This window comes from Gammaproteobacteria bacterium, from assembly GCA_011375345.1.
GTDB lineage: Bacteria > Pseudomonadota > Gammaproteobacteria > DRLM01 > DRLM01 > DRLM01.
Map to the genome: position 1 here is coordinate 1 of DRLM01000070.1, position 17,964 is coordinate 17,964.

The 17,964-nt window shown below is 66.1% G+C and carries 19 protein-coding genes; 5 read left to right on the forward strand and 14 right to left on the reverse strand.

Translation table 11 applies throughout. From position 1 onward, the window contains the following. The first annotated feature begins 58 nt into the window (after positions 1–58). The 5 genes from ENJ19_05025 (at position 59) to ENJ19_05045 (ending at position 5,007) form a co-directional block, all read left to right on the forward strand. Entirely contained in the window at positions 59–1,498 is a 1,440-nt protein-coding gene (locus ENJ19_05025; GenBank protein HHM05090.1) for a PLP-dependent aminotransferase family protein, read from the forward strand. 31 nt (positions 1,499–1,529) lie between these two features. Beyond that, the gene (locus ENJ19_05030) at positions 1,530–3,002 is read left to right on the forward strand and encodes an exodeoxyribonuclease VII large subunit (GenBank protein HHM05091.1); all 1,473 of its coding nucleotides are present in this window, start codon (positions 1,530–1,532) and stop codon (positions 3,000–3,002) included. Beyond that, positions 2,999–3,871 carry a M23 family metallopeptidase gene (locus ENJ19_05035; GenBank protein HHM05092.1) on the forward strand — a complete coding sequence of 291 codons (873 nt, stop codon included), beginning with the start codon at positions 2,999–3,001 and terminating at the stop codon, positions 3,869–3,871. Before ENJ19_05030 ends, ENJ19_05035 begins: the two co-directional genes overlap by 4 nt. A 251-nt stretch (positions 3,872–4,122) precedes the next feature. After that, positions 4,123–4,404, forward strand: coding sequence for a peptidylprolyl isomerase (locus ENJ19_05040; protein HHM05093.1), 282 nt, complete (start codon positions 4,123–4,125; stop codon positions 4,402–4,404). A gap of 120 nt (positions 4,405–4,524) precedes the next feature. Beyond that, on the forward strand, positions 4,525–5,007 hold the full coding sequence (locus tag ENJ19_05045; protein ID HHM05094.1) for a YajQ family cyclic di-GMP-binding protein: 483 nt from the start codon (positions 4,525–4,527) through the stop codon (positions 5,005–5,007). 18 nt (positions 5,008–5,025) lie between these two features. Here the strand turns inward: ENJ19_05045 and ENJ19_05050 are convergent, their stop codons facing one another. The 14 genes from ENJ19_05050 to ENJ19_05115 all read right to left on the reverse strand — a co-directional run. Next, the gene (locus ENJ19_05050) at positions 5,026–6,360 is read right to left on the reverse strand and encodes a hypothetical protein (GenBank protein HHM05095.1); all 1,335 of its coding nucleotides are present in this window, start codon (positions 6,358–6,360) and stop codon (positions 5,026–5,028) included. Between the two features lie 30 nt (positions 6,361–6,390). Further along, the gene (der, locus tag ENJ19_05055; GenBank protein ID HHM05096.1) at positions 6,391–7,785 is read right to left on the reverse strand and encodes a ribosome biogenesis GTPase Der; all 1,395 of its coding nucleotides are present in this window, start codon (positions 7,783–7,785) and stop codon (positions 6,391–6,393) included. After that, positions 7,782–8,921: an outer membrane protein assembly factor BamB gene (gene bamB / locus ENJ19_05060; GenBank protein ID HHM05097.1), complete on the reverse strand. Its 1,140-nt coding sequence runs from the start codon at positions 8,919–8,921 to the stop codon at positions 7,782–7,784. The genes der and bamB overlap by 4 nt, the downstream gene beginning before the upstream one ends. Next, positions 8,921–9,559: a tetratricopeptide repeat protein gene (locus ENJ19_05065; GenBank protein HHM05098.1), complete on the reverse strand. Its 639-nt coding sequence runs from the start codon at positions 9,557–9,559 to the stop codon at positions 8,921–8,923. The genes bamB and ENJ19_05065 overlap by 1 nt, the downstream gene beginning before the upstream one ends. A 10-nt stretch (positions 9,560–9,569) precedes the next feature. Continuing rightward, positions 9,570–10,877, reverse strand: a complete 1,308-nt coding sequence (locus tag ENJ19_05070) for a histidine--tRNA ligase (protein ID HHM05099.1) — start codon at positions 10,875–10,877, stop codon at positions 9,570–9,572. A 44-nt stretch (positions 10,878–10,921) separates the two neighbouring features. Next, entirely contained in the window at positions 10,922–11,869 is a 948-nt protein-coding gene (locus tag ENJ19_05075) for a helix-turn-helix domain-containing protein (protein ID HHM05100.1), read from the reverse strand. Then, positions 11,866–12,630, reverse strand: coding sequence for a type IV pilus biogenesis/stability protein PilW (pilW, locus tag ENJ19_05080; GenBank protein HHM05101.1), 765 nt, complete (start codon positions 12,628–12,630; stop codon positions 11,866–11,868). The genes ENJ19_05075 and pilW overlap by 4 nt, the downstream gene beginning before the upstream one ends. Next, positions 12,630–13,724, reverse strand: coding sequence for a 23S rRNA (adenine(2503)-C(2))-methyltransferase RlmN (gene rlmN / locus ENJ19_05085; protein HHM05102.1), 1,095 nt, complete (start codon positions 13,722–13,724; stop codon positions 12,630–12,632). Before rlmN ends, pilW begins: the two co-directional genes overlap by 1 nt. 6 nt (positions 13,725–13,730) lie before the next feature. After that, positions 13,731–14,162: a nucleoside-diphosphate kinase gene (locus ENJ19_05090; GenBank protein HHM05103.1), complete on the reverse strand. Its 432-nt coding sequence runs from the start codon at positions 14,160–14,162 to the stop codon at positions 13,731–13,733. A 304-nt stretch (positions 14,163–14,466) separates the two neighbouring features. Beyond that, positions 14,467–14,793, reverse strand: coding sequence for an iron-sulfur cluster assembly accessory protein (locus ENJ19_05095; protein HHM05104.1), 327 nt, complete (start codon positions 14,791–14,793; stop codon positions 14,467–14,469). A gap of 17 nt (positions 14,794–14,810) precedes the next feature. Continuing rightward, complete coding sequence (locus ENJ19_05100) at positions 14,811–15,968, reverse strand: cysteine desulfurase (protein ID HHM05105.1); 1,158 nt, start codon at positions 15,966–15,968, stop codon at positions 14,811–14,813. Between the two features lie 116 nt (positions 15,969–16,084). Then, a complete protein-coding gene (locus tag ENJ19_05105) occupies positions 16,085–16,549 on the reverse strand; it encodes an Rrf2 family transcriptional regulator (GenBank protein HHM05106.1) in 465 nt (154 codons plus the stop codon). Between the two features lie 77 nt (positions 16,550–16,626). Then, on the reverse strand, positions 16,627–17,436 hold the full coding sequence (gene cysE, locus ENJ19_05110) for a serine O-acetyltransferase (protein ID HHM05107.1): 810 nt from the start codon (positions 17,434–17,436) through the stop codon (positions 16,627–16,629). A gap of 145 nt (positions 17,437–17,581) precedes the next feature. After that, positions 17,582–17,964, reverse strand: a 383-nt coding sequence (locus ENJ19_05115; protein ID HHM05108.1) for a tRNA (cytosine(32)/uridine(32)-2'-O)-methyltransferase TrmJ, incomplete at its 5' end; no start/stop codon positions are given.

The window sequence follows — 17,964 nt, forward strand, 5'->3', positions numbered from 1 at the left end:
CTTGACCGACCATGACAGATACAGACAAAAATGAATTCGACCGGTACAGATCGACACCATGAACGCCCCCTCCCCGCCACGTTTCCTCTACCAGCGCATTGCCCGGGACATGCGCCAGGCCATTGGCAGCGGCGTCTACCCGCCGGGACAGCGCCTGCCCTCGGTGCGCCAACTTGCCCGCCAATACCGGGTCAGCCTCAGCACCGCCATTTTGGCCTACCGGAATCTGGAAGCGGCAGGCTGGCTGGAGGCGCGGCCCAAATCGGGCCATTTCGCCCGCGCCGCGCCGCGCCCGCCCCGGGCCCCGGAACCCGCCCCCACCGCCAGCGCCACGGCGCCCCGGGACGTCTCCGTGGGCGCTTTGGCCATGGCCTTGGTGGACGAGACCCGCGCCGGCGAACTCACCCGGCTGGGGGCCGCGGTGCCTGAGGCGGACCTGCTGCCACTGAGCGCCCTGGCGCGGCACCTGGCGGGCACCGCCCGGCGCCGGTGGCAGGCCCCGGCCAGCTACGAAGCCACCCGCGGCAACCCCCTGCTGCGGGCACAGATCGCCCGCCTGATGCGAGACGCCGGCTGCAACGTGCTGCCTGAAGAAGTGCTCGTCACCAACGGCTGCATGGAGGCGCTGAGCCTGGCCCTGCTGGCGGTGGCCCGGCCGGGAGAGACGGTGGCGGTGGAATCCCCCACTTATTTCGGTGTCCTGCAAGTGATCGAGGCACTGGGCATGCGCGCCCTGGAAATCGCCACCCATCCGCGCACGGGGATTGAGCCCGATGCCCTGGAACAAGCGCTGGCCGGCCACAACATCCGTGCCTGCGTGCTCATGCCCGGCTTCCACAACCCCCTGGGCGCCTGCATGCCGGCCGCGCACAAGCGCCGGGTGGTGGCCTTGCTGGCAGCGCGGGGCGTGCCGCTCATCGAAGACGATGTGTACGGGGCCTTGAGCTTTGCCTCCCCCCGCCCGCCGGCCGCCAAAGCCTTCGACGAAGACGCCAACATTATCTATTGCGCCTCGTTTTCCAAAACCATCGCCCCCGCCTACCGCATCGGCTGGGCCGTGCCGGGCCGCCACCTGGAACGGATGGTCTACCTCAAGTTCCTGCGCAATCTGAGCACCGCCACCCCCACCCAGCTCGCCCTGGCGGATTTCCTGGCCGACGGGGGGTTCCAACGCCACCTGCGCCGCGCGGTGCCGCGCTACCGCCAGCGTCTGGAACAGATTTATCACGCCATCGACCGCCATTTCCCCCCGGGAACACGCTACACCCAGCCCGAGGGCGGCTTTTTGCTCTGGCTGGAACTGCCCGCAAGCGTGGACAGCGTGCAACTCCACCGCGAGGCCCTGAGCGACAACATTGCGGTGACGCCGGGGCTGATCTTCTCCCCCGCCGGCCAATACCGCCACCACCTGCGCCTGAGCGTGGGCGCCTGCGCCGGCGAGATCCTGCACCGGGCCGTGGCCAGCCTGGGACGCCGGGCGCGACAGGCCGCGGACTGAGGCGGCCTCCGAACTGCTATGATGGCGCCCCATGGAGACGCTGCAAAGCACTGAGTTGTTCGCCCCGCCCGCGCGGGAGGTCTACACCGTCTCCCGCCTGAACCGGGAAGTGCGCGCCCTGCTGGACCGCGGCTTTCCCGCCCTGTGGCTGGAGGGGGAAATCTCCAACCTCTCGCGCCCCCGTTCGGGCCATCTCTATTTCACCCTCAAGGACGCCGACGCCCAGCTCCGCTGCGCCATGTTCCGCATGCGCAACGTCCTGCTGAACTTTGCGCCCAAAGACGGCATGCAGGTGCAGCTCAGGGGCCGGGTGAGCCTGTACGAGCCGCGGGGCGATTATCAATTCATTGTCGAGACCATGGAGGAGGCGGGAGACGGCCACTTGCGGCGGGCTTTCGAGGCGCTGAAAAAGCGCCTGGAGGCGGAGGGGCTGTTTGATCCCGCCAACAAAAAGCCGCTGCCGGACACCCCCCACCGCATCGGCGTCATCACCTCCCCCACCGGGGCGGCGCTGCGCGACATCCTGCACATTTTGCGGCGGCGCTATCCGGCGGCGGCGGTGTTGGTCTACCCCGTGCCGGTGCAGGGGGCGGCCGCGGCGGCGGATATCGCCCGCATGATCCGCCTGGCCGACCGGCGGCAGGAGTGTGATGTGCTGATCCTGGCCCGGGGCGGCGGCTCCCTGGAAGACTTGTGGGCCTTCAACGAGGAAGCAGTGGCCAGGGCGATCTTCGACTGCCGCCTGCCCCTGGTGGCAGGCGTGGGCCACGAAACCGACGTCACCATCGCCGATTTCGCCGCCGACCGGCGCGCCCCCACCCCCTCCGGCGCCGCCGAACTGGTAAGCCCCGACGGCGCCGCCCTGCTAGCCCGCCTGGCGGCCCTGGAGATGCGCCTGGCCCGGCGCCTGCGGGAACGGCTGGCGCAACAGGCCCGGCAGCTGGCCTTTTTACGCACCCGGCTCCAACAACAACACCCCGCCCGCCGCCTGCAGCAACATCAGCAGCGGCTGGACGAGCTGGGCGGGCGGCTGGAACGGGCGCAAGGCCACCTCCTGCGCCACGCCCGCGCCCGCCTGGCGGCCGCCGGCGCCGCCCTGCGGCGCCACACCCCCGACCACCGCCTGCGCCAAAGCACCCTGCAACTGGCGCATTTGCGCGGCCGACTCCGGCGCGCCATGACCCGCAAGCTGGATCAGCAGCGAAGCCGCCTGGGCAGCCTGGGCCGGGCGCTCCACGCTGTCAGCCCCCTGGCCACCCTGGAGCGGGGCTACGCCATCGTCATGCGGGCCCGGGACGGCCAGGTGGTGCGCAGCGCGGCCGGGGTGCGCCCCGGGGAACAGATCGAGGCGCGGCTGGCGCGCGGGCATTTGCGTTGCACCGTGGACGAGTCAGTGCCGACGGGCGCCGCCGCGCCGGAAAAACTGTGCAGGCCGGCACCATCGTCGCGGGGCCGGGGTCCCGCGCCGGTACCGGCGAGGACGGCAAAGAAAGGCAAACCATGAAACACGTGTTGCCATCGCCGGGCCAGTTATTGGGGCTGGGGCTGGGGCTGGGGCTGCTCCTGCTCGCTGCCGCCCCGGCCGCGGCGGTGGATCTGCCACGGCCGGAGGCCGTACCCGGCGGCGTGGCAGTGGTGACCGTGGCGCGGGGCGGGGAAGTGGCGCCCCGGGTGCGCTTTCGCCAGCGGCGCGTGATGGTGGTCCGGGACGGGGAGCGCTGGCTGGCGGTGGTGGGCCTGCCCCTGAACCTGAAACCCGGCGATTATCATCTGGACGTGAGCCGCAACCCTCCCCGCAGGATTCCCTTCCAGGTGCGCCCCAAACATTACGAGACCCAGCACCTCACCATCAAAAACAAGCGCAAGGTCAATCCCCTGCAGCGGGACCTGGACCGCATCGTCCGGGAACGGGAGGAAATGAATGCCGCCTTCGCGGCCTGGCGGAACCAAGCAGAGGTCCCCTTGCGCTTCATCCTGCCCACCACCGGCCCCTTGAGCAGCCCCTTCGGCCTGCGGCGCGTTTTCAATGGCCAGCCCCGCAAACCCCACAGCGGCCTGGACATCGCCGCCCCCGAGGGAGCCGCCATCAAGGCACCGGCGGACGGCGTGGTGACGGCGGTGGGGGACTATTTTTTCAACGGCAACACCGTGCTCATCGACCACGGCCAGGGCCTGGTGACCCTGTATTGCCATATGTCCCGTACCGACGTGGCCCAAGGCCAGCGCGTCAAACAAGGGGAGGTTATCGGTGCGGTGGGCGCCACCGGCCGCGTCACTGGGCCGCATCTGCACTGGAGCGTGAGCCTGAACAACGCCCGGGTAAATCCGAAGTTGTTTCTGGGCTCCGAAGCACTGGCGGACCTGGGCCGGTAGTTTGCCCCCACCCGGCAGACGCCCAATGGGTTCTTTCCTGGCCCGGCGCACGGCTCCCGGAGCAGGGCAGAACAGCAGCCATAACGGAAAGCCGTGATTTGCTGTTACTATTGGCCCGGCCATCAAACAGGCCGTCCTGAACCGTTTGACGGCCGCCCGCGACATTCACCCGGCAATTTCAAATGCCGGGTTGGTATTTGGGTGGCCAAGCCACCTTGCACTCATTTTGTAACCAAAAGGAAATATTGGTCATGGTTAAAGCATCCGCACGCCACATCCTGGTCAGCACTGAAGACGCCTGCGAAGACCTCAAGGGACAAATCGAAGCCGGCGCCGATTTCGCAGAGCTGGCAGAGCAGCACTCCCAATGCCCTTCCGGCAAGCGTGGCGGTGAGCTGGGGGAATTCATGCCGGGACAAATGGTGCCGGAATTCGACCAAGTGGTGTTCAGCGCCGAAGTCGGTACGGTACAGGGGCCGGTGAAAACCCAGTTTGGCTATCATCTCGTGGAAGTCACGAATCGCACTGAATAGCTCTCAAAATCCGGCAATACACCGCCCCGACAGCGCGGCAGCCGTGCACCCGCTCCGGCCGCATCGTCGGGGGCGGCATTCATTTTCCACCTTTCAGCCCATTCCCACAGGAGTAGCGCAATGCCGTCGTTCGACGTAGTCTCGGAAGTGGACATGCACGAAGTGAGCAACGCTGTCGATCAGGCCAACCGCGAGATCGGCACCCGCTTCGACTTCAAGGGCAGCAACGCGCGGATTGAACACAGTGACGGCGAAATCACGCTGTATGCCGACGTGGATTTTCAACTCAATCAGATGCTGGACATACTCAAGAGCAAGCTGGCCCGGCGCGGCGTCGATGTCGCCAGCCTGGAGATCAACGACCCGGAACTGGCGTTTAAGGAAGCGCGGCAGAAACTCACTGTACGCCAGGGTCTGGACAGCGCCCTGGGCAAGGACATTGTCAAACGCATCAAAGACACCAGGCTGAAGGTGCAGACCGCAATTCAGGGCGACAAGGTGCGGGTGAGCGGCAAGAAAAAGAACGACCTGCAGGCGGTCATGGCCCTGCTGCGGGAGGCCAGGCTGGGCCTGCCGCTGCAATTCGTCAATTTGCGCGACTGAGCCGCCGCATCGCTGCTGTCAAGGCAGCTTCTCCAGCTTGCCGACAAAGCGGATCAGCCCGAAGCGGCGCCGCAAGGTTTTGCTGTAGAAGTTTTCCATGAATATGCCGGGGCTGTAGTGCACCCGGTCGCCCGCTTTGAGTTCACTGCGCGCCGCGGCCAGCCATTCGTGGCCGGCGCCGGTGTCGATCTCCACATAGCTGTAGGCGCCACCATCGATGATTTTCACCACCACCCCGCTGTTAGGCATCAACACCGGCTTGGCGGGCGCGGGCGCCCGGGCGGCGGCCGGCGCGGGGAGATCCACAAAGTCGCCCTGCGCGTTCAGTCGGGCAACGAACACGCTGTCGAAATAGCCTTCCCGATTGGTGCCGCCCACCACGTACACCCAGTCTTGGTAACCGGCCACGCCGATGTCGGCAAAGGGGGCGGGCAGGGGCGCCGCGCTCTCCCAGGAGGACAGAGCACCATCGGCGCCGATCCGGCTGCGTTCCACCGCGTCGTAAAAGGTGGCGCCGCTGAGCCCGCCGAAGGCGTAGACATAGTCCCCGTGGGCCAGGGCGGCGAGGCCGTAGCGGCCCTGCTTCATGACAGGCGCGGCCTGCCACGGGCCGATCTCCCCTGTTCCGTCAAACAGCGCATATTCCACCTCGGCCTTGCCAGTGCCACCCTGCTCGGCGTGCCCCCCCAGGGCGTACAACGCCTTGTCCGTTTGCGCCATGGCGTGAATGTAGCGGGGAAGGGTGAAGCGCCGGGACAAGAGTTCCCAGGCCCCCAGGCTGCCGTCCGCCCGGAGGGGCGCCCGCTCGATGCTGTCCAGCAGGGTGCCGCCGAAGCCGCCGAAGGCATAGAGATAATCGCCGATCACGGTCACCTTGGCACAGCGGCGCGGCAAATTGAGCTGGGCGTTTTCCCGCTGCCAGGGCCCCAGCCGGCCGTCCGCCAAAATGGCGGCCCGCTCCACGGTGCGCAGCAGATGGTGGCCACCGGGGCCGTTGCCCCCGCCCACCGCGTAGATGAACCCACCGTGCGCCGCCACACCGAAAAAGCCCCGTTCCTCGTTCAAAGCGCTGATCTTCTGCCAGGGCGCCAAGCTGCCATCGGACCGGATGGTGGTAAATTCAGCGCTGTTGATGAAACGCAGGCCGTCCACCCCGCCGATGGCATAGAGCCGGCCATCCACCTGGATCACGCCGGCACCGCCGCGGGCGGTGAGCAGAGGTTCGGTGGCTTGCCAGACCCGGGCCGGGACGGTGCCGCTGGCGACGGTGAGGAATGCGAACACGATGAAGCGGGTGATGTTCATGATGTCAATCCGGCTGTCTGGCAAACGAAGGCGGGAATAATACCCCATCACGCCGCCTCAGCAGAGGGGACACCACCCTCAGCGGGCCTGCTTGCGCAGATAGCGGCGCTGGCGGCGGCGCTTGTTTTCCTGGCGCGGGGTGAGCTTGTTCCTGCGCCCGGCGTAAGGATTGGCGCCGGTTTTGAATTCCAGCCGCACCGGGGTGCCCATGAGCTGTAAATGGGTGCGGAAGACGTTGGCCAGATAACGGCGGTAGGCGGCCGGCAGGGCCGCGGTCCGGGTGCCGTGAATGACGATGAGGGGCGGGTTGCGGCCGCCCTGGTGGGCATAGCGCAGCTTCACCCGGTGACCCCGCGCCAGCGGTGGAGGATTGTGAGCCACGGCGTCTTCCAGCAGTCGGGTGAGCCGGGGCGTGGGAAATTGCCGCATGGCGGCGTCGTAAGCCCGCGCCACGGAATCGAACAGCTCGCCCACCCCGGTGCCGTGGAGCGCGGAAATGGTGTAGCGGGTGGCAAAATCCAAAAAAGGCAGGCGGCGGTCGATATCGTCTTTCACCTGCTGCCGCTGTCGCGGTGAGAGGCCGTCCCATTTGTTGATGGCGATGACCAGGGCCCGGCCGCTGTCCACGATCATCCCGGCCAGGGTGAGATCCTGGGTGGCCAGGCCGGCCCGGGCGTCCAGCACCAACACCACCACATGGGCCGCCTCCAGGGCCTGCAGCGTCTTGATGACGCTGAATTTCTCTATGGCATCGGCGACCCGGGCGCGGCGCCGCACGCCGGCGGTGTCGATCAGGGTATAGCGCCGGCCGTCCTTGTCGAAGGGAACATGAATGCTGTCCCGGGTGGTGCCGGCCTCATCGCAGACCACCACCCGCTCTTCCCCCAGCAGGCGGTTGACCAGGGTGGACTTGCCCACATTGGGCCGGCCCGCCACGGCCACGCGGATGCCGCTGTCTGCCTCGTCCTCATCCTCTGGTGCCGCCGGCAAGGTGGCCAGCACCCGTTCCATGAGGGGGGCCACGCCGCGGTTGTGGGCAGCGGCGATGGCGGCGGGCGCGCCCAGGCCCAGGGCCTGAAACTCCGCCACAACCAGTTGGGGGGCTTGTCCCTCGGTTTTGTTGACCACCACGAACACGGGTTTGCCCAGACGACGCAGGGTATCGGCAATCAGCTCGTCAGCAGCGGTAAGACCGGCGGCGCCGTCCACCAGAAACAGAATCACGTCCGCCTCGGCCATGGCCTGGCGCGACTGCGCCGCCATCAGGCCGTCGATGCCGGCTTCAGCGCCGCTGAGCCCGCCGGTGTCCACCACGATATAGGACCGGCCCCCCACCTTCCCCCCGCCGTAGATGCGGTCGCGGGTGAGGCCGGGCCGGTCCGCCACCAGGGCGGTGCGGGAACGGGTGAGACAATTGAACAGGGTGGACTTGCCCACATTGGGCCGGCCCACCAGCGCGATGACGGGCTTCATGGCTGCGGTGGTTTGAGCGCCTCGATCACCCCGCTGGCCCCCACCACGTACAAGCGCTCGCCCACAGGGGTGAGGGCGGCCACCACGCCGGCATCGTCCATGCGATAGCGGCCCCGCACGGTGCCGTCGCGGCGCGACAGCCAGTGAAGATAACCGGCGAAGTCGGCCACCACCAGGTAATCCCCGAACAGGGCAGGTTTGGACAGGGCGCGATGGCGCAGGCCCTCCTGCTTCCACACCGGCGCGCCGCTCAGCCGGTCCAGGGCCCAGACCACCCCCCCGGCATCGGCGATGTACAGCAAATCATCATCGGCCACCGGCCCGTGCACGGCGGACAACTCCCGCGACCAGAGCACCTTCCCGGTGGTGCGCGACAGGGCCACCGCACGGCCCTGATAGGCCAGGGTGTAGAGCACCGGTCCCACGATCAGGGGATCGCCGTCCACGTCCACCATGCGCTCCAGCTCGGAGCGGCCGCGGGGGGCGGCAATGGCGACCTGCCAGATGATCTGGCCGCCGCGTATATCCAGGGCCGCCAGCTTGCCGTTGGCGAAACCGGCGTAGACGGCCTCGTCCACCGCCACCGGGGCACTGGTGCCGCGCAGGGTCAAGGCCGGCACGCTTTGCTCGTAGGTCCAGCGGCGGCCGCCGTCTTCGGCACTCAGGACGGTGACTTTCTCATCCCCCGTGCGCACCAGCACCGACCCCTGGTAGGCCACCGGCGGCACCAGTACTTCGCTGGAGACGGTCTGCCGCCACAACACCGTCCCCTTCCCGGCATCCAGGGCCCACACTTCGGCATCCCGCATCCCCAACAGCAGTTTTCCCCGGCCCGCGCCCAGGGCGCTGCTGGCACGCCCGCCCAGGGGACGTTCCCACAACGGACGGCCGTTTGCCGCATCAAACACCCGCAGGCGGTCGTGACCGTCCACCAGGTACAGCCGGCCTTCCATGACCACGGGGGCCAGACGGCCCATGGGCGGGCTGAGCCAGTCACCCAGGCGGTGCGACCAGGCGGCGCGGATTTTCAGCGCGTGGTCCAGGGGAATCAGAGGCGCCGGACGCTGATCCTCGGGCAGGACCGTGCAGGCGCCCAGCAGAACGGCCCCCAGGATGGCGGCAAAAGCTGCACGCATCAGGCGCCGTCCGCGCTGCCCAACTCGTCCAGCTTCATCTCCAGACGCGTACGGGCGATGCCGCCTTCTGCCACTGCCAGGGCCGCCACGTAGGCCGCCCGGGCCTCATCCTTGCGGGACAGGGCGAGAAAGATATCGCCCCTGAGTTCGCCCAGCACCCCTTGAAAGGCCGGGCTCTGAACCGTCTTCACCGCCTCCAGCGCCGCCTGGGCGTCACCCTGGGCCAGCTCCAGCCGCGCCATGCGCACCCGGGCCAGGTTTTTCAAACCCTCATCGAAGGCCCGGTCCATCACCCGCTGGAGATAGAGCCGGGCACCGGCACCGTCACCGCTGTCCAGCTTCAGCCTGGCCAGCGTCAGGGCGGTGAGCGTGGCATAGGGCGAGTCACCATGTTCTTCCACCAGGCGGCTGCCCCGCTCCATGGCGGCCTCCGTCTCCCCCTGCTCCACTTCCATCAGCATCTGCTGGTATTGATCAGACACCCGCACAGCCTGGCTGTCCTGGTAGGACAACCACGTGCGCCCTCCCAGCAACAGGGCGGCACCCAACAACAGCCCGGTCAGCAGCGATTTGCCGTTGGCCTTAAACCAGTTCTTGATCGCCTCAAGCTGCTCTTTTTCTGATGCGTAGCCGTCCACTTGATTTCTCCTAAAATAGCCGCTTCAACACGGTGTCCACCGCACCCGCCCGGGTCGCGGCGCCCAGCAGTGCCACAAACTCCGCCCAGGGGACGGTACGCTGCGGCACATCCTGACGCAATGGCTTGACACCCAGGTGTTCGTTGATCACCTCATCCTCGCCCAGGATCAGGGCCAGCGCCGCCCCGCTGCGGTCGGCCCGTTTGAACTGCGCTTTGATGCCCCCGCCGGAGCAATCCACTTCCAGGCGCAGGCCGGGGCAGGCGCTGCGCAAGCGTTCCGCGAGCACCATGCTTTGCGCCCGGGCGGCGGCGCCGGCGGCGATGAGATAGCAATCCAGCTCCCGCGAGGGCGGTGCCCCGGCCGCCTCTTCCATCAGTACGGCCAACCGCTCCACCCCCAGGGCAAAGCCCGCAGCCGGTGTGGCGCGGCCGCCCAGTTGCTCCACCAGGCCATCGTACCGGCCGCCGGCACAGACAGTCCCCTGGGCCCCCAAGCGGTCCGACACCCATTCGAACACGGTGCGGCAATAGTAATCCAGGCCCCGAACCAGGCGCGGGTTCACCACATAGGGGACCCCGGCAGCGTCCAGGATGCGGCGCAAAGCCTCGAAATGCCGGCGGGACTCCTCGTCCAGCGCCTCCGTCAACAGGGGGGCTCCGGCGATGAGTGGCTGCATGGCCGGGTTCTTGCTGTCCAGGATGCGCAAGGGGTTGCTGTGCAGCCGGCGGCGGCTGTCCTCGTCCAGTTCGGCGGCGTGCCCGGAAAAGTAGTCCACCAGGCGCCCGCGGTAGGCGGCCCGGGCGGCGCTGGAACCCAGTGAATTGATTTGCAGCACCAGGTTTTCCAGGCCCAGTGCCTGCCACAAACGCCGGGTGAGGCAAATCAGCTCGGCATCGATGTCCGGCCCGGCCATGCCGAAGGTTTCCACACCAACCTGGTAGAACTGGCGGTAGCGCCCCTTTTGTGGCCGCTCGTGGCGGAACATGGGGCCGGCATACCACAGGCGGCGGAAGCGGGTGTGAAACAAGCCGTGCTCGATGCCCGCCCGCACACAGCCCGCCGTGCCTTCCGGGCGCAGACTGAGGCTGTCACCGTTGCGGTCGGTGAAGGTGTACATCTCTTTTTCGACGATGTCGGTAACCTCGCCGATGGTGCGCTGAAACAGCTCGGTGCTCTCCACCAGGGGCAGGCGGATTTCTTCGTAGCCGTATGCGCTCAACAGATCGCGGCAGGTGCTTTCCAGGCGCTGGAACACGCGGCAACGCTCCGGCAGGATATCGTGCATGCCGCGCAGGGCTTGTACTCGTTTGCTCATGAATGCTACTGGACGTTGGTTTTACCGGCCCGCCGGCGCATCACTCACTGCCCCGGGGAGGCCTCACCCACCCGGAAGCGGGCCACGTCGCGCCGGGTGTAGGGCTTGGTATCAAAGGGCTGGCCCTCATATTCCACCGTCACGCCGGGGGCAAATCCCAGCAAGACCTGGAAGGGCGGCACGCCCCGCAGCTCGCGCCGCTCTCCGGCTTTCAACATGTCGAACAAAAGCCGCTTCCCGTGCGCATCCTTGACCTCCGACCAGGACGGCGCACTGACGGTAAATACCAGTGAGGCCGCCGCGGCGGGAGGCGCAGCGGGAACCGGGGGAGACTCGGCCGGGGCGGGGTTTTCCACCTCCACCGTCGCGGGCGGAGCGGCCCCGGCAACGCGGACGCGCTCCACGGCCGCGGATTCTTCCACGCCACGGTCAAGCCCGGGCGCCGGCGCATCCTGGATCTGGCCTGGCGCCGGCGCCGGCGCGGCCAACTCGGGCAGGATCAAAGCGGGAGGGCCCCCTTTCGCTGAATCCACCGCCTGCGGCGCGAACGTCCCGGGCTCGTCACTGACTTCCGGCGGAGCGGTCCAGTACAGTACCAGCGCCACAGCAATGACACCCCCCCCCATCAGCGCGCCCCACTTCAGGGTGGGGGAAGAATGGCCGTTGCTGGACATGCGCGGCTGCGCCACAGGGGCGATAGGCGGCCCCTCCCGCGGCACCCGCTCATTGAAAGCGGCCACCAGCGGCTCTTCCCGCAGGCCCAGCAGCCTGGCGTAGGAACGCACGTAGCCGGTGACAAAAATGGGTGCCGGCAGGGCGGAGAAATCTTCCGCCTCCAGGGCGGCGATGCGGACGACATCCAGGCGCAGCTGGCGGGCGACGGTCTCCAGGGTGAGCTTGCGGGCCTCGCGGGCACGGCGCAGGCTCTCGCCCGGACCAGGCTGATCCCGGTGATCCACTTCCACGGTGTGTTCGGTGGACATATCGGTCATGGCGATTCCAGCTTCTCCAGTCGGGCGGTCTCGGCGGCAGCGGGGAAACGGCGTCTCAGCTTGGCGGCATAAGCGGCGGCGGCCTTGTCGTCACCCAGCGCGCGCTCCACCTTGACCCCCAGCCACAGGCTCCGGGGCGTGACCCGCGCCACCTCCTCGTAGCGTTGCAAAAAAGCACGGGCGGAAAGGTGTGCGCCCTGGTTTTCCTTGAGTTCAGCCATGCCGATCAGGGCGGCGGCCAGGCGCGGTTTGAGCTGCAAGGCCTTGCGGTAGTACTGTTCGGCCTTGTCGGGATCACCCGCGTGGTAAGCACAGGCGCCGGCGTTTTTGTATGCCACCTCCGGCGACCGGTAAAACACCTGGCCGGCGGCTTCGAGGAAATGATCTTCCGCCTCCCGGTAACGGCGCTGGCGACAGAGGAACACCCCATAGTTGTTGTGCAACATGGGCTCTTCCGGCGCCAATGTCAACGCTTTGCGGTAGTGCTTGTCCGCGAGTTTCTCATCACCCGTCCGCTGATACAGCTCGGCAATGTAATGGTGGGCCTGGGGCAGCCCGGAGTCCAGTTCAAGAGCGCTTTGCAACTTGTCCATGGCCAGTTCCAAACGGCCTTGCTGCATATAGGCCAGGCCCAGTTCTGCATTGGCCTCAGCGGCTTTGACGGGATCGCGCACACTGCGGCCGGTGCCGGAACACGCCACCAGCACGGCCACCACAAAGAACATGAACACACCGCGCCGGCACTTGTCGGGGGCGCTCATCACGAGGCGTTGAGGTAACGGGCGGAGCGCCGGGTGCGGTCCACCACTTTTCCCACCAGTTGGCCGCAGGCGGCGTCGATGTCGCCGCCGCGGGTCCTGCGGGTCACCGTCACCAGACCCGCCCGGCTGAGGATCTGGCGAAAAACGTCCACCTGCTCCGGCGATGAACTGCGGTAGCCGCTGCCGGGAAAAGAATTAAAAGGGATGAGATTCACTTTCGCCGGCACGCCCTCCAGCAGTTTTGCCAGGGCACGGGCCTGGGCGGGACTGTCGTTGACGCCGTCCAGCATCACATATTCGAAAGTGATTTTCCGGTGGGGTGCGCCGGCCAGGTAGCGCTTGCAGGCGTCCAGCAGCTCGGCGATAGGGTATTTGATGTTGAGGGGGACCAGTTCATTGCGCAAGGCATCGTCCGGCGCGTGCAGCGAGACGGCCAGGCTCACATGGCAGGCCTCCCGCAAGGGCGCCAGCGCGGGCACCAGGCCGGCAGTGCTTAAGGTCACGCGGCGCTTGGACAGGCCGTAAGTGAAATCGTTGGTCATGAGTTTGAGGGCGGGCACCACCTGGTCGAAGTTCAACAGAGGCTCGCCCATGCCCATGAGCACCACATTGCTGATTTTGCGCCCGCCCCTGGGATGATCACCCAGGGCCCGGCAGGCCACCAGCAACTGGCCGATAATTTCCCCGGTGGTGAGGTTGCGGTTGTACCCCTGCCGGGCCGTGGAGCAAAAACTGCAATTCAGGGCGCAACCCACCTGGGAGGACACACACAGGGTGCCGCGGCTGTCTTCGGGGATAAACACGGTCTCGATGCAATTGCCATCCTCCAGCCTGAGCAGCCATTTGCGGGTGCCGTCGGTGGAGACCTGTTCCCACACGCATTCGGGTACGCGCACCACCATCCCGGCCTTGAGCCGGGCGCGCAGGGCCTTGCTGAGGTTGGTCATGGCGGCGAAATCATCAACGCCGCGTTGATGCACCCACTGCAAGACCTGGGTGGCGCGAAAGGGTTTCTCCCCCCATTCAGCAAAAAGCGCCCCCAGCGCCTCCATGTCGAGGTCCAGCAGCTTGATCTTGGCGGCGGTCTCGGTCAAAGGCGGCTACCGCGTGCGCGGGCAGAGCTCGATATCGGCGAAAAAGTAGGCCACTTCCTGCGAGGCCGTGTCGGGACCATCGGAACCGTGCACGGCATTTTCCTCGATGCTGGAGGCGAAATCGGCGCGAAGGGTGCCCGGCGCCGCGTCCGCCGGATTGGTGGCACCCATGATATCGCGATGCCGGGCAATGGCGTCCTCGCCTTCCAGCACCTGCACCATCACGGGACCGGATGTCATAAATGCCACCAGATCGTTGAAGAAAGGCCGTTCCTTGTGCACAGCATAAAACCCCTCGGCCTGCTCACGGCTCAGATGCAACATCCTGGCGGCGATGATTTTCAGGCCGGCGCTTTCAAAACGCTCGTAGATCTTGCCGATCACGTTTTTCGCCACGGCATCGGGTTTCACGATGGACAAGGTACGCTCAATCGCCATTGTCGATTCACTCCAATCAAAACACACCAAAACTGCTGCTCTGCCTGTTTCACGCCCAGGCTCCGGCCGGCTTGTGACGGGCGCCATGCCGGTGCGAAAAAGACCGGTCACTCATGAGTGTGGAACACAATACAGGTCGCGGCCACCGCCCCGGGTGTTCTCATCAGTTTCCGATGACAGTCGTCTCGCCGAGCGGCACAGACTCATTCAAGAAAAACCCGCTCAAAATGGCGGGTTTGTATAGTGGGGCGTAGTGTACCGTTTCGCCTGGCCCGTCGCAATTGGCGCGGCGGGGAAAACGCTTTTATTGCACGCTGAAGCTTTCACCGCAACCGCAGGTGTCCGTGGCATTGGGATTGTTGAATTTGAAATACGAGTTCAACCCTTCCCGCACGTAGTCCAGCTGGGTGCCGTCCAGGTATTCCAGGCTCGACTTGTCAACGATCAGTTTGACGCCGTGCTGCTCGATCAATTCATCCCCCTCACCCAGGGTCTTGGCGTAATCGAGCACGTAAGCGTATCCCGAGCAGCCGGACTTCTTCACGCCCACCCTGAGTCCCAGGGCGCCGTCCTGTTTGGCCAGTTGTTTTTTTACATGTTCCGCTGCGGCGGGGGTCATGCTGATCTTCATCTCTCACCTCAAAAGTCTTACTGCCAGTTCTCTGCCGCCAATGCGCCCAAAACCCGCCGGACCCGTACCAGGGCCGCCACCAATGCCTCCACATCTTCAGCCCCGTGCTGCTGGCCCAGGCTGACCCGTATGGCACCCCGCGCCAGCGACTCTTCCACCCCCATGGCCCTGAGCACGTGGCTGGGCGCCGGGTCCGCCGAAGCGCAGGCCGAACCGCTGGCCACGGCGAAACCCGCCTCGTCCAGGTGCATGAGCAGAGTTTCTCCGTCCACACCGGGCAGGGCCAGCATGGTGGTGTTGGGCAGGCGCGGCGCCTGCGACCCAAAAATCACGACCTGCGGCAACCGCTCTGACAGCGTGCGTTCCAGTTGCTCCCGCAGGCGCCGGACATGGCGCCGGCGGCGGTCCAGCTCCCCTGCCGCCAGCGCCGCGGCGGCGCCAAAACCGACGATGGCGGCCACATTCTCCGTGCCGCTGCGCCGCCCCTGTTCCTGGCCGCCGCCGTATAACAGGGGCTCCAGCTCCAACGCCCTGTCCACGATCAACGCCCCGGCGCCCTTGGGGCCGTAGATCTTGTGGGACGAAAGGCTCATCAAATGAACCCCGGAAGCGGGAAAATCCAGGGCCAGCTTGCCGGCAGCCTGCACCGCGTCGGTATGGAACAACGCACCCCGGCCCCGCACCCGGGCGGCAAGAGTGGTGACATCCTGGATCACGCCGGTCTCGTTGTTGGCCCACATGACGGACACCAGGCCCACGCCGCCGTTCCATGCCTGTTCCAGGGCGGACAGGGTGACGCGGCCCTCAGGGTCCACCGGCACCCGCCCGCACTCACCGCCCCGCCGCGCCAGGGCGGCGGCCGGCTCCAAAACGGAAGGATGCTCCACAGCGCTCACCAGCACACGGCCGGCGCGCCGCAAACCGGCCGTGCCAAACAAGGCCAGGTTGTTGGCTTCCGTCCCGCCGCTGGTAAAGATCACCTGAGAAGGATGCGCCCCCACCAAGGCGGCCACCTGTTCCCGAGCCAGTTCGAGGGCGGCGCGGGCCTCCCGCCCGGCTTTGTGAACACTGGAAGGATTGGCGAACCGGCGGCGCCAAAAAGGCGCCATGGCCTCCTGCACGCGCTCATCCACGGGCGTGGTGGCGTTGCAATCGAGATAAACCGGGTTCACCACTACAGTTTACAATGCCACCCCCCATGGGGTCATGCAGAAAAATATTGCGGAACAAAACAGAAAAGGCGGACCGCCTGTCCAGCCTCCCAGACTGTCGGAAAACAGCCTGTCAGACGCTACACCACGCTCATGGGCTGAATCACAGACACGTGATCCTGCCGCGCCGCAATTTCCTTGATGGAGCCCCGCTGCACCAGATCGCCGATGGTGATGCCATTTAGAAAATTGTAAATCTGCTTGCTGAGTTCGCACCACAGCTCGTGGGTCAGACAGGGCTCGCCTTCCTGGCAGTTGCCCTCGCCGCCACAGCGGGTGGCGTCAATGTTTTCATCAATGGCGCTCAGGATATCGACGATGGCGATGGTGCCGGGCTCGCGGCTCAAACGGTAACCCCCGCCCGGTCCGCGCGCGCTGACCACCAGCTCCCGCTTGCGCAGCCTTGAAAAAAGCTGTTCCAGATAAGATAAAGAAATACCCTGACGCTGGGAAATTTCCGCCAACGGCACCGGCTTCTCATTGGCATGCAGCGCCAGATCCAACATCGCCGTCACGGCGTAGCGTCCTTTGGTCGTCAACCTCATGATGGTGTACCCCCTTGCCCTGTTACCCTAATGCCCCACCCCTATTAAGGTAATTGTGGCTAACTTGACCCGGTGCGTCAACTTATTTCGGCGTCTTTGCGCTCATTTGTTTCCGCGGTCTCTGCCGGGGCTTCTGTTTTATTCAGCTCGCAGGGCCCCAGATCCGGCAGCGGCACATCCTCGAACCTGGCGCCGGACTTCCTGAGCGCCTCGCACACGATGTCCAGCTTCCGGTCCATGGCGTGCACATGGTCCAGCATGCAATCCAGGGCATTGGCCACAGGATCGGGCATGTCGCGGGTGGCGCCGTAGGCATCAAAACCGATTTTCCTGGCAAATGCGTGGCGCCGTTTCTGATCCTCGCTGACCGGCTCGCGGCGCTGCACCACCCGGCCGGGAATGCCCACCACCGTGGCCCCCGGCGGCACGTCTTTCACCACCACGGCATTGGAACCCACCCGCGCCCCTTCGCCGACGGTGACCGGTCCCAGCACTTTCGCACCGGCCCCCACCACCACATCGTTCATCAAGGTGGGATGGCGCTTGCCCTTGTCCCAACTGGTGCCACCCAGGGTCACGCCGTGGTAGAGCGTGCAATCGTCGCCGATTTCGGCGGTCTCCCCGATCACCACCCCCATCCCGTGATCGATAAAAAACCGCCGGCCGATGGTGGCGCCGGGGTGAATCTCAATGCCCGTGATCCAGCGGACCAGGGCAGACACCGCCCGCGCCGGCCATTTCAAACCCAGGGTCCACAGGCGGTGACACAGGCGGTAAAACAACACCGCGTGCACACCGGGATAGGTGGTCAGCACCTCAAACGTGGTCCGCGCCGCCGGGTCGCGGCCGAACACACAATTCACATCTTCGCGCAAGCGTTCAAACATAAGTGTCAGGTCTGTTGTTCGGGGCTGCTATTCACAGCCGCCACAAAAGGCACGGCGAACAGGCCATGGCCGGAAATGCCACTGCCCCCGGGAGGGGATTGGGGTGAGGGGCCCATCCGAAGCGCTGGGTGAATGGTCCAAACCGTCAACGCCCCGCCGCCCGCTGCGCCGCCGTCAGTATGCCTCGCAGAATGTTCACTTCCCGCTCCTCCAGTTGTGCCCGGCTGAACAAACGCCTGAGCCGCCGCATTAGCAGCCTGGGTTGTGCGGGATCGAGAAATTCCACATCCATCAGCGCCTGTTCCAAATGGCGGTAAAAGCCTTCCACCTGCTCCGCCGTGGCCAGCCCGCGCGCAGCAGCGGGTGCGGCTGCGCCGCCCCGGGCCGCCATCATTGTCTCATACGTAACCACCTGCACCGCCGCCCCCAGGTTCAGCGACGGGTAGACGGGATTGGCGGGAATGTGCAACAAACAATTGCAGCGATCCATTTCCTCATTGGTGAGCCCCGAATGCTCCCGCCCAAACA